Raw genomic sequence first — 10,988 nt, forward strand, 5'->3', positions numbered from 1 at the left:
CCCCCCCCCCCCCCCCCCCCCCCCCCCCCCCCCCCTCCCCCCCCCCCCGCGCCCCCCCCCGCGCGGGCGGGGGGGGGGGCCGCGCGGCCGGGGCGGCGCCCCCCCCCCCCCCCCCCCCCCCCCCCCCCACGCTCATGGGGTGGTGCTGAAGTGTGACTTAGCCATTCGGCCGCTGCGGAAGGTACTGCACCGCCCACTGGTTGCCGTCAGGGTCAGCGAAGTACACAAAGTGACCCCAGTCCTGGACGTCGACATCGCTGACCTCCACCCCGTTGGCCTTGAGGTGCTCATGGGCCTTGTTGATGTCCGCCACCACCACTTGCAGGTTGGGAGCCGAACCCGGAGGGGCGTCGGTGAGACCTTCACCGATGGCGATGGAACACGCCGAACCCGGCGGCGTCAGTTGCACGAAGCGGATGCCGTCCGTGGGACGCTCATCGAAATCGGCGTTGAAACCAACCTTGTTGACGTAGAAGTCCTTCGCGCGATCGACGTCGGAGACAGGGACAAATACCAGTTCAAGTTTCCAGTCCATGCGCCACAGGCTAACGGGGCATGGCGGAAACCGGTAGGGGTCTTTGATTTCGGCAGCCTAAGCCTCACGACGCGGCTTCTTTATCTTGAATACGAGGGACATGACGAAAGCGCAGGCCAAAGCCCCCATGCCGCTGACAACAAGAAACTCGACCACGGGCGAATGCAAGACAGTGTCGTCTGTGAACGCCCGGACGTGCGAAACCGCGAAACCCATGGCTGCGTCTGGAAAAACCAGTAGGGCGGCCGGAGTGCCGTAGCAGTATAGTGCGTGACACCCGGATTGAACCGCTCCGATGGGGCCCGGTCTTCGCACAAGAAACCAACACACCGCAGCAGAGATCCCTGTCCAAAGAAGGAACCACAAGGCATTGCCTAGGTTGGAACCGGCCTCAAATGCCCGGTAGGACTCGAAGATGCCGAGACCGGAAAACTGCGCCGAAGTGACGTAGACGGCGTAGGATCCGAGTGCCCACGGAAACAGCGTAGTTCCCAGCAGGACCCACTTATGCACGGCATGTCTCGGCATCGCCAAGTCCTCCTTTGGCTACCAGTTACAGGTCTGGGATATGGGCCACATTCCAATCCGGCTTCGCCAATTTGGATTTGAATAACGTTCGTACTCTAAGTCGAAGGTTCCCCATTCAGCCATCCCTCCAAGCACATGGCATTCCCATTGCTGCCACATGGACGCTGTAAACATCCATGATGAATGTTTCGTTCGGAGAAGGTTCCAACCCGAGCTCAAGAATTGACCAGCATTGAAGATAGCGTCGTAGCGTCCCCAACCAGAAAGCTCAATGGAAAGCTGATTCATGCCGTAGTAGCTGTTCCAGCCCATTCTGACCAACTGAATAGCTGCCACCATGCGTAGTAGACCTTTGGATCGGCGACCACTGGGTATGCGAGACCTGGCGTGTTATGTTCCACGACTTGGGTCACGGTATTCCCCGACACCTCATAATGGGTTCTCACTGCCGTGCCGTTCGCATCGACCGCCCAAGCTGGAAGGATCATGCCCTGATCCGACCCATCCAGGCCCTTGATTGAAATAGCACCACCGTCAGCCAGCGTGAGGGCTACGCCCTCAGGAGCATCAATTTTGTAGTCGTAGCGGGTAGGCGCTTGCCGGTCATTTATGACCGTCAATTCCCGAACGGCGCCGTCTTCAAGCGTTTGAATTCCAACGTCTGTATGTCTGTTTGGGTCCGCAAAGACGGTTGTACCATCCTCGGCCACTGCAGCATCGTCTGCCTGACCGCTCGTCGGCAGTTCCAACGAGAGTTGCAACCCGTCGGCGCCTCCGTCCAGCAATGCAGTGCCATCTCCTCCGTCCTTTGAAACTTCGACGGTCGATTCCCTGACGTTAGTTGTTACCGAATCGGACGACTCTGCGTGCGGTTGCACGGCAGCAGCCGAGTCTTGGCCCGCGGAGACCACGGCCTCCTGGATAACAGCGGCCGCTGTCTCGGCAGTTTCCTTTCCGGTCTTATCATGTTCCTTGGCTTGCGCAGCCGCTGGCCCCAGCAGAGAAATGACTATGGCCGAAGCACTAGCGAGTGCAGCGAATTGTTTCAATCGCATTCGTCCCCCATCACAATTCGGGAGGAGGGTCCGCCCGCTATGGAAGTGAACTCAGGGCACGAAACGTGACGGGAACCATATTCAGGACCACTTAGTCTGCCATAAGCAGACACAAGTTAGAGGCTCAGAATGACGAGGGATATGGGCGCCGCTTTAGGGTCATGGCACCACCGGCGTGAACTGGCAAGCAAGTAAAAGTCAGAGCATGGCTGCCCGTGAGCCCACCGCAGTTACTACAAGCGCGGCACAGCCAAAGATGTGGGAAACCGGTAGGGGTCTCCCCTTAGCCGGCCACCCCGTAGAGGCGGTCCCCGGCGTCGCCCAAGCCGGGCACGATGTACGACTTCTCGTTGAGCTTCTCGTCAATCGACGCGAGGACGATCTTCACGTTGGCATCGGAGAGCTCTTCTTCCAGCTTGGACAACCCTTCCGGAGCAGCCAGCAGGCAAATGCAGGTGACGTCGGAAGCTCCGCGCTTGAAGAGGAACTTAATGGCTTCGCGCAGGGTGCCGCCGGTGGCGAGCATGGGGTCCAGGACAAAGATCTGGCGGCCGGTGAGGTCCTCGGGGAGGCGCTCGGCGTAGGTGATGATGTCCAGGGTTTCTTCATCGCGGGCCATGCCCAGGAAGCCGACCTCAGCGGTGGGGACCAGCTTGGTCATGCCCTCAAGCATGCCCAGGCCTGCGCGCAGGATGGGGACCACCAGCGGCGTGGGCTTGGTGAAGGCCGTGCCGATGGTCTTGGTGACAGGGGTCTCGATCTCGACTGGCTGCGTCTTGACCTCGCGGGTGGCCTCATAGGCCAGGAGGGTGACGAGTTCTTCAGTGAGTTGCCGGAAGACCGGTGAAGGGGTGTTCTTATCCCGCAGTACGGTGAGCTTGTGAGCGACCAGCGGGTGGTCCACGACGAGTGTGCGCATCCCCCAAAACTATCATTGAGACATGAGCGCCACCGAGCCGTATCACGCAGACCACATGGCCTGGATGGGCCTTGCCCTGGACGAGGCCCGGTTGGCGCTGAAAACTGACGACGTCCCCATTGGCGCTGTCGTCTTGGGGCCCGACGGCGGCGTGCTGGGTTCGGGACGCAACGAACGGGAGGCGCACGGGGACCCGACCGCCCATGCAGAGGTCGTCGCCATCCGCGAAGCTGCCGCTGCGTTGCAACGGCACGCACTCGAAGTGGGCGAGGACGGAGACGGTTGGCGGCTTGAGGATTGCACTCTTGTGGTCACGCTTGAGCCGTGTGCCATGTGTGCCGGGGCTATCGTCCTGGCCAGGATTCCGCGCGTCGTGTTCGGTGCGTGGGACGAGAAGGCGGGAGCCGCGGGATCTGTGTTCGACATCCTCCGCGAGCGCCGCCTTAACCACTGGGTGGAGGTCTACGCCGGGGTCCGCGAGGAAGAGTGCGCGGTCCTGCTAAGGGACTTCTTCGCCTCGCACCGGGTGCCGGCACCGGAGCACCGCCCACCCGCCTGACGTAGCCGAACATATCGGGAGCAAGCCATGCCTGTCAGTTTCAACCACACCATCGTTTACGCCACGGACAAGCACCGTTCCGCGGAGTTCCTCGCCCATATCTTCGGCCTTCCGAAGCCGCAACCCATGTGGTCCTTCGTCACCGTGGCATTGGACAACGGTGTCACGTTGGACTTCCTTGAGGCGAGCGGTGCCATCGCCCCGCAGCACTACGCCTTTCTGGTGAGCGAAGAGGAATTCGACCAGATCTTCCTGCGAATCACCGCGGAGCACATTCCCTATTGGGCGGACCCTGCCCGTTCCCGAGCAAACCAGATCAACCACAACGACGGCGGCCGTGGAATCTACTTCTGCGACCCCGATGGGCATTTCCTTGAGGCGATCACGCGGCCGTACGGTTCGGGCTGACTCTGACCGTTTTGCCCGCGCGGCCGACGGTTGAGCTTAGACTGGCCCATGCTCAAAAAGTCGTGGGGAGCTTTTTGTCTTGCTGCTGTGGTGGTCGCCGGAACTATGACGGCATGCGGACAACAGGCATGCGATTCGATGCTTCGGCGCACTGACGTGAGTATCGATTTTTCCCGGCTTGGAACGTCGTGGGAAACCTTGGAGTACACCGTCAACTGTCCGGGGCAGGAAGCATGTGTGTACACGCCGGACTCTGACACCGAGCGCCACGCCGCTGTGGCCGACAACCCCCTATGGATCGCCGCCGGAATAAAAACCATGGAAGTAACGGTCTACCTCACGGGCTCCACCACGCCCCTTGCGAAGACGACCGCCAAGTTGGAGTGGGATCCGCCGTTCGATCCCTCTGCCTGCTCGACCAGTGCTACAGCAAACTTTGTGGTTTAGTCCCCAGCCCGCTGAGGACAGTGGCGGCAGTGGTGTCCCAGCCTTGTAGATGCTGGCGGGCTTGGAGGGCGTTGTTGCGCCAGCGCTCTTGGAGGACGGGGGTAGTAAGCCAGTTCTTGAGGGTGTCGGCCAGGTTGTTGGGGTCTCCCAGGTCCAGCACCAAACCCGCGTCCGCACTGCCGAGGGCTTCAACGGCCCCTGTCCCCTGCCGGACAAGAACCGGAACGCCATGCGCCAGCGATTCAGTGACCACCATGCCGAAGGATTCGGAGCGCGACAGGAGGACACTGAGGTCCGCCCTCTGCCACTGATCCTCCAGGGCCCGCCCAGTCAGTTCCCCCGTCACGTGGATGCGGTTCTCCAGCCCGTAATGCTCGACGGCGGCCCTCACCTCGGCGGCGTAGCTCGGGTCAGCGTGTTCCGAGCCGATGAGGGCGGCGGTCCACTCAACGTCTTGCAGGGTGGCCAGTGCGTGCACCAGAAGTTCCTGGCTCTTATTGGGCAGCAACGCCGCGACGGCCACGATGTGCTTCGGCTCTGAACCTGCCGAGACGTCCGCTTTCTCCGCACCAGGCGTGGCAATGACGATGTTCTGCGTGCCGTGCCTCACCTCCAGCTCAGCTGCGGCGTGGGCACTCGGGGAGATGACGCCCGTAGCTGCAACCAACGCCTTGGCCTCAAGGTCATGGTGGTACGCCAAAGCCATGTGCGACAGGATCCACACGTTGGTCCCGGCATTGACCGCGGCGGCGATCTCCTCCGGTGCCCCGCTCGCAACCAGACCGTCAGCAATCACGGTTGCACCGCCGTCGAGCATGTCAGAGAACCGCTGCCGATCCGCTGGGCTGCCAACCGGCCAATCGCCGTCGACTGTTACTGTCTCAACGGTGGCACCCAAGGCGGTCAGATGCTCGGCAAGCTTGGCGTTGTACTTGTTGCCGCCGGAGCCGTGCCGGACGTTCCCCGGGACCAGGAAGCGGATCTGCACTTACTTGACCGGAAGCTCCAGCGAGTAGCCAGCCCACGCGTCGGGGTTTTCGCGGAGGATGACGTCGATGCCGCTGAGTGCCGGTCCGTCGGCGGTGTCCTGGATCCGGGTGGCCATGGCGTCGGCGATGTGCTTGGCGAGGGCCTCCGTGGTGGAGAGCTTGCCCTTGAATGCCGGGTGCTCATCGAGGTTCTTGTAGTTCAGGTCCTCCAGGATTTCCTCAAGGATGCCGCCCGCTGCGCCAATGTCCAGAACGATTGCGTCGTCATTGAGATCCGGGCGGCGGAAACTGACTTCGGCCACAAACGTCGCGCCATGGAGACCTTGGGCCGGGCCGAACGCTTCGCGGGGAAGGCTGTGGGCGATCATGAAGTGGCGTCGGACGGTCAGGCTGAACATGTACTAATCCTCCGGGGTGGGATAGGCGACCACGTGGCAGAAACCGCCGGGCCGTTCGAACAATTTAACGAGTGTGGTGGGCAGGTTCCGGAACTGGCATTCGCTGGTCAGGAACGCGTCGAACAGCGGGTCTTTCAACTGGTTCGCCGCTTCTTGCAGGCGCTGGGCATTCGTTCGCCGGTGCCGTCGCGGAAGGGCGACTGCGCCGACCTGGCTGGAGCGGATGTTGAGCCTGCGAGCGTGGAAGTCTTCGCCGAGTGGCAGGGTGACTTCCTTGTCTGCAAACCATGAGAGCTCGATGACGTCGGAGTCGTCTCCGGCCAATTGCAGGCTCAGCTTGAGGCCGTCGTCGGAGGCGGAGCAGTGGAAGACGATGTCGTTGTCGCTGTTCGCGTTGTGGGGCAGGGCGAAATCCACGTCGATGGTTTTCGCCAGTTTGTGCTTCTCCGGGTCCGCATCCACCAGCTGCAGTCGACCGAGCGGATACTTCCGCAGAAGCGTCGCCAGGACGCCACCCACCAGACCACCACCAACGACGGCGACACGGTCACCCAGCCTCGGTCCGGCTTCCCAGAGGGCGTTGATGGCGACTTCGACGATGCCCGTGAGCACGGCGCGACGGGCAGGGACATCCTCCGGGATTGCCGTGAGCTGGCTCGTGGAGACGACGTAGAAGTCTTGGTGGGGATGCAGGCTGAACACAGTCTTTCCCCGCCATTCGTCTGGTCCTTGTTCCACTACCCCGACGCTCAGGTAGCCGTACTTGACCGGGCCCGGGAAGTCGCCTTCCTGATTTGGGGCCTGCATCAGATCTGCGACGCGTTCCGGGACGCGGCCTTCGTGGACCACGCGCTCCGTGCCCCGACTGACGCCTGAGTACAGGGTCCTGACTAGGGCTTCGCCTTCTTTCGGCGTCTCGATGGTTTCGGAGCGCAGCTCACCATCGCCCGTCTCCGTGACCCAATAGGCGTGGGCTTCGTGTTCTCGGTCGTGTTCCTGCGAAATCGTCATGATACTTACGAATCTATCGCTGGGGCGCTGCGGACGGAAGTTGGCGTGGATTGATGGGTGCGCCGCCCGCTTTTTGGGCGGGTCCAGAGGGGCTCGTTTTGGGGAACCGGGCCAATCTCGGGTAGCCTATTTCAGTTGGTGACGTGTCCGAGCGGCCGAAGGTGCAACACTCGAAATGTTGTTTGGTGTAAAAGCCAACGTGGGTTCAAATCCCACCGTCACCGCCAATGAGAAAGGCCCTGCTTCCCTTTGTTTATTAGGGAGGCGGGGCCTTTTCTTATGTCTGTATCGAAGCACCGAGACTTCCAGGTCCTCATGCGGTACCCGAGTGACGACCTGCACGGTGGAGACGTCCCGATAATCAGCGATCAGCTCACGCGCCACATCTCAGGTGGTCGGCGGAACCCCTTGCGTCCTGTTGATGCGGAGGAAAGCGATCTCCCTACCCATCATGAATCCGATGGCCGACACAGGGACGCTTACCAGAGCGAGGCCCTGCCACGGGGCGGGCAACAAGAGGAGTAGCCCCACTTCCAGCACAATCAGTACATATATGGCCCACGATGGACCTTTGACGCCGCTCAGGACGCCCACAGCGGCACTCGCCAGCAAGCCCAGCCCCACAACCAGAAAGGACGATGCCATCTCTTGGTGGGGCCGGTATCCGATTAACACCGCAACCAAAACCGTTAGCAGGACCGCTGGGATTAGCATCCTCAGCCAAAACTCACGAAGCGCGCTAGCACTATTCGGTCGCCGTTGACGATGGTTGTCCACTAGCTGCCCTCCAAAGTCGACTTCCCGCAGCCCAGTACATGGCCCCGCACACGCTCAGTCCCATCCAGCGCGTGCAGACCCTCTTTAGCCGCCCGCTGGGCATCCGCCACCAGGCCCGCAAGGAGCGCCCCGACTTCCACCAGCCCCCCTCTGATGCCCCGCCCGTCACCGGGGGTCGAAGCGCCGACCTTCCGTCTTGGACGGCATAAGCGCCAAAATCAAAACAGCCAGTCCACCGACCATCGGAACAAGCCCAACGAACGCAAGCGGACCCGCAAGATTTGCATCATGCAAACGCCGCCAAAGCAACGACAGCTGCGGCACCACAATGGCCAGCCCCAGAACAACGACGAGAATGAAACCTACCACCATGAGACTTCCAGTCGGGGCGTTCACAATACCAGGAGCGGCCTCATAGAACACTTCTTTCCCGGTGGCCGGATCGAAACCCATGGACTGCACATTAGGGTTCTGCTGAGCCCAGGCAGTACTGGCCACGAACCCGATCGTCATCACGAGGTATGGGACCACCATGACCAGGAAAACGAAAAGCTGACTCCACCAGAACTCACTCCGCGAGGCGCGACCAGCGAACTTCGCATACTTGGCAAAGAACCGCTTCACCGACTTACCAAACGATGCTCCATATAGAGGACCAGCCAGCTCGTCCGAACCCGTAACCTCCGCAACGCCTCCGCCTGCAGGTTCAACAGTCTTGATATCCATCTGTCTTCATGTCCTTCCCAGAAACCATCTATAGAAACCAACAAACAACTATCTTCCAAACGCAATCGTTCTGCGCCGCAATAATCTCATCCGTAGAAGATAATATGCATGAGCAAAACGAAAAAAACACTGATCAGAAGTCGAAACCTCACGCACCCAGAATCGAATACTTTCTTCCATTAGACCTCCCCGCGAACGCTGCACTTTACGGCAGCTCAAGCAACTTGGGGCATTCAACACAAATCACAGTCACCAACTCAATGCTAACGACGTTCGCCGACAGTCAGTGTCAGGCCAATCAATAGACCGGCTGCTGCACCCGCCCATAACGAACCGTAAGCGACTACGATGACCGGCACAACATGGGAGAGTCCGGCGACAGCCAAGCTTCCTCCTATGATTACAACCCCAAAAGCAACCGCGGAAACAAAATTTGATTTCAAGTAAGTCAACCCGCCCACACATAATACGGCGACCGCAGAAACCACAATGTTTGCCACCCAGACGGAAAGCCCAAACTCCGGCGCTCTTCTAATACATGTAATTAGAACCAGAACACCTGGAAATAGAACCCCCAACCAGTAGTACCATTCGGGGGCTACCCGTTTCGTTGGCACATACGCCTTTTTCTTCGACACTAATTTAGTTCACTTCCACGACTCGTCAACAACGGCATTTGTGCTCAAACCCCTCGCTCCTTCAATACTTCAGCACTCATCCTGCTGCGGCGAGGCCGCCGCGGGATGAGCCGTCGTTGCTTTCAGGTCCGCGTCGTTCAGGGGCCCGCAACCCGGTCGGGTCAGGAGTGTTGAGGGGATTGTTCCCGGCGTAGCAATAGAGGCAGACTCAGCAGCGCGCCCCATGCCAAACCCGGAAAGCGACCTCAACGAGATGTCGCCTCCACCCAAGACCGGAAAATTCACGCCACCACAGAACGGAAAGAAATACTAAGTTCCGAAGTAACCGCCTGCAGTAAGGATGGACTGACCCATAACCCACTGGCCAGCAAGACATGCCATGATCATGGCTGTTCCTAGAATGTAGGTCCCGACGCGAGATCCCTTTCGCATCCGGTGCGCATCAGGCTTTCTACCGGACCGCCAAAAGAGGAAGAGCACAAGAAACACAATGAGCATGGCCATCTGCATTGGAATCCCATTGCCAGAGCGATCAAACCTCCCGTCGTAGGGCATTCGCGTATCCCAAGGGACGTGAGTGAAAACAAACACTGCAATACCTATACAAAGCAATGCGACAATCACGCAAAGTATGTCTATATATCTACAGGCTTTCCTTCCCAATCGCAGATCTTCATCCGTGAAATCATCCTTTGCCCCCGAATTCCCCTTTGCACCATTCTCATCATCTACCACAGTGGCGCCCCTGTTCCTTGCTTTACAACTTCATTGCCCACAAATTTCACGCTTTCAACGATAGCCCCGGCATGCGCTCCGCCGTAGGCTGCCATGCTGTGAGTCATCCAGCCTGGATTGGGACTCAGTTCCGCGGCCCCTGGGAAGCGTGTAAGCACCCCCCCTCCCAGTCCGTCATAGACCATCTCCGCGGCTCCGTAGCCCTCACCACGAATCGCATGATCAACGGAGCCGCCAGCGAGTGATCCTCCCGCGCCGACACCGTATTGAACGAATGACGAGAACCGACCTGTCAGCGGTTGGGCTAAATAGCCCGCTTGGGAGCCAATGGCTCCACTGACGATACCGCCACCTGCAGCTCCAAGGACGCCCTCGGGTTTCCACTCGTTCGGTGATCGCTGTACAAGGTACATGCCTGTGTTGCCTAGTCCCCCCGATATCCCATTCGTCAGTGCCGCCCGGCCCATCTGCTGGGCCGACAACTGCGACAAGTAACTCCCCGCACCGGCACTGACACGGGACACTCCCGCAGTGACCGCAGTCCCAACACGCGAACCCAGAGCCGACACAGCAGATCCTGCCCTGGCCGCACCCGACGCAACCACGGAGCCCGCACGGCCCATCGCAGGAAGCAACTGCGTACTCACCGCCGTACCAGCCCGACCGGGCCCTGCCGTCACAACGCTGCTGACCTTCCCAGCCAACGGCCCTGCAACCACGCCAACGGCACCCGTCAAAGCCACCTGCCCCCAATTGACCGAACCGGTGGTTGCTTTCTGGATGATCGTGTCAGCACCCGCACCGATCAAGGCCAAACCAACCGGCCCACCAACACCGGTAGCCATCAACACACCACCAGCGATCACCATCGCACCACCAGCCAAATACTCCCAGTTGTCTCCGAGCCAGTCTCCGGTGGCGGCGAGGGCGCCGCGGGAGGAGCCGTCGTAGGCTTTCAGGTCGTCGTCGGTGAGGGGTCGCAGGCCAGTGGGGTCGGTGGTGTTGAGTGGGTTGTTCCCGGCGTAGGAGTAGGGGTTGCCATCCCAGCCCGCGCCCAGGACGGGGGCGAGGGGGTCGGTGGAGAGGAATCCCCGGGTGGCCGGGTCGTACGCGCGTTTGCCGAGCCATTCGAGCCCGGCGATGTCGATCCCGCCACCAGCGGTCAGGCCGATCCCGGCGGGCAACACACCACCGGCACCCAAACCCGCACCAGCACCGGCACCGGCACCGGCACCGTTTGTTGTGGTGGTTCCGGGGGTGGGG

13 protein-coding genes and 1 tRNA gene are annotated in these 10,988 nt (G+C 60.6%); 4 read left to right on the forward strand and 10 right to left on the reverse strand.

From position 1 onward, the window contains the following. Positions 1–157: 157 nt before the first annotated feature. The 3 genes from LN996_RS22490 to upp form a co-directional block, all read right to left on the reverse strand. On the reverse strand, positions 158–535 hold the full coding sequence (locus LN996_RS22490) for a glyoxalase superfamily protein (protein ID WP_231343300.1): 378 nt from the start codon (positions 533–535) through the stop codon (positions 158–160). Positions 536–1,347: 812 nt separating this feature from the next. Further along, positions 1,348–2,118 carry a hypothetical protein gene (locus LN996_RS22495; RefSeq protein ID WP_231343301.1) on the reverse strand — a complete coding sequence of 257 codons (771 nt, stop codon included), beginning with the start codon at positions 2,116–2,118 and terminating at the stop codon, positions 1,348–1,350. Positions 2,119–2,401: 283 nt separating this feature from the next. Continuing rightward, a complete protein-coding gene (gene upp / locus LN996_RS22500; protein WP_159704801.1) occupies positions 2,402–3,037 on the reverse strand; it encodes a uracil phosphoribosyltransferase in 636 nt (211 codons plus the stop codon). A gap of 22 nt (positions 3,038–3,059) precedes the next feature. Between upp and LN996_RS22505 the strand changes: the two genes are divergently transcribed. From LN996_RS22505 to LN996_RS22515, 3 genes are read left to right on the forward strand one after another with little or no spacing between them, the layout of a single operon-like run. Then, a complete protein-coding gene (locus LN996_RS22505) occupies positions 3,060–3,596 on the forward strand; it encodes a nucleoside deaminase (protein ID WP_231343302.1) in 537 nt (178 codons plus the stop codon). Between the two features lie 27 nt (positions 3,597–3,623). Continuing rightward, positions 3,624–4,004, forward strand: coding sequence for a VOC family protein (locus tag LN996_RS22510; protein ID WP_231343303.1), 381 nt, complete (start codon positions 3,624–3,626; stop codon positions 4,002–4,004). Positions 4,005–4,052: 48 nt separating this feature from the next. After that, complete coding sequence (locus LN996_RS22515) at positions 4,053–4,451, forward strand: hypothetical protein (RefSeq protein ID WP_231343304.1); 399 nt, start codon at positions 4,053–4,055, stop codon at positions 4,449–4,451. On the opposite strand, the gene LN996_RS22520 is transcribed toward LN996_RS22515, so the two are convergent. The 3 genes from LN996_RS22520 to LN996_RS22530 are packed head-to-tail and all read right to left on the reverse strand — an operon-like array spanning position 4,429 to position 6,849. After that, a complete protein-coding gene (locus LN996_RS22520) occupies positions 4,429–5,439 on the reverse strand; it encodes a glycosyltransferase family 4 protein (RefSeq protein WP_231343305.1) in 1,011 nt (336 codons plus the stop codon). The two genes, LN996_RS22515 and LN996_RS22520, sit on opposite strands and share 23 nt — an antisense overlap. After that, entirely contained in the window at positions 5,440–5,838 is a 399-nt protein-coding gene (locus tag LN996_RS22525; protein ID WP_231343306.1) for a 6-carboxytetrahydropterin synthase, read from the reverse strand. A gap of 3 nt (positions 5,839–5,841) precedes the next feature. Next, the gene (locus tag LN996_RS22530) at positions 5,842–6,849 is read right to left on the reverse strand and encodes a zinc-binding alcohol dehydrogenase (protein WP_231343307.1); all 1,008 of its coding nucleotides are present in this window, start codon (positions 6,847–6,849) and stop codon (positions 5,842–5,844) included. Between the two features lie 137 nt (positions 6,850–6,986). Between LN996_RS22530 and LN996_RS22535 the strand changes: the two genes are divergently transcribed. Next, positions 6,987–7,076: transfer RNA gene (locus LN996_RS22535), tRNA-Ser, on the forward strand. Between the two features lie 160 nt (positions 7,077–7,236). Here LN996_RS22535 and LN996_RS22540 read toward each other — a convergent pair. From LN996_RS22540 to LN996_RS22555, 4 genes are all read right to left on the reverse strand, one after another. Beyond that, positions 7,237–7,494: a hypothetical protein gene (locus tag LN996_RS22540; protein WP_231343308.1), complete on the reverse strand. Its 258-nt coding sequence runs from the start codon at positions 7,492–7,494 to the stop codon at positions 7,237–7,239. A gap of 297 nt (positions 7,495–7,791) precedes the next feature. After that, positions 7,792–8,352 (reverse strand): DUF805 domain-containing protein, encoded by a 561-nt coding sequence (locus LN996_RS22545; RefSeq protein ID WP_231343309.1) that lies wholly within the window; start codon positions 8,350–8,352, stop codon positions 7,792–7,794. A 263-nt stretch (positions 8,353–8,615) separates the two neighbouring features. Next, positions 8,616–8,990, reverse strand: a complete 375-nt coding sequence (locus LN996_RS22550; protein ID WP_231343311.1) for a hypothetical protein — start codon at positions 8,988–8,990, stop codon at positions 8,616–8,618. Positions 8,991–9,718: 728 nt separating this feature from the next. Next, the coding region (locus tag LN996_RS22555) for an RHS repeat-associated core domain-containing protein (RefSeq protein ID WP_308102753.1) at positions 9,719–10,988 on the reverse strand (1,270 nt) is incomplete at its 5' end.

This window comes from Arthrobacter sp. AK01 (genome assembly GCF_021109375.1).
Lineage (GTDB): Bacteria > Actinomycetota > Actinomycetes > Actinomycetales > Micrococcaceae > Arthrobacter.

Coding starts and splice junctions, on each gene's coding strand:
- LN996_RS22490 (WP_231343300.1), bottom strand. CDS start 535: ATGGACTGGAAACTTGAACTGGTATTTGTCCCTGTCTCCGACGTCGAT.
- LN996_RS22495 (WP_231343301.1), bottom strand. CDS start 2,118: ATGCGATTGAAACAATTCGCTGCACTCGCTAGTGCTTCGGCCATAGTC.
- upp (WP_159704801.1), bottom strand. CDS start 3,037: ATGCGCACACTCGTCGTGGACCACCCGCTGGTCGCTCACAAGCTCACC.
- LN996_RS22505 (WP_231343302.1), top strand. CDS start 3,060: ATGAGCGCCACCGAGCCGTATCACGCAGACCACATGGCCTGGATGGGC.
- LN996_RS22510 (WP_231343303.1), top strand. CDS start 3,624: ATGCCTGTCAGTTTCAACCACACCATCGTTTACGCCACGGACAAGCAC.
- LN996_RS22515 (WP_231343304.1), top strand. CDS start 4,053: ATGCTCAAAAAGTCGTGGGGAGCTTTTTGTCTTGCTGCTGTGGTGGTC.
- LN996_RS22525 (WP_231343306.1), bottom strand. CDS start 5,838: ATGTTCAGCCTGACCGTCCGACGCCACTTCATGATCGCCCACAGCCTT.
- LN996_RS22530 (WP_231343307.1), bottom strand. CDS start 6,849: ATGACGATTTCGCAGGAACACGACCGAGAACACGAAGCCCACGCCTAT.
- LN996_RS22540 (WP_231343308.1), bottom strand. CDS start 7,494: ATGGCATCGTCCTTTCTGGTTGTGGGGCTGGGCTTGCTGGCGAGTGCC.
- LN996_RS22545 (WP_231343309.1), bottom strand. CDS start 8,352: ATGGATATCAAGACTGTTGAACCTGCAGGCGGAGGCGTTGCGGAGGTT.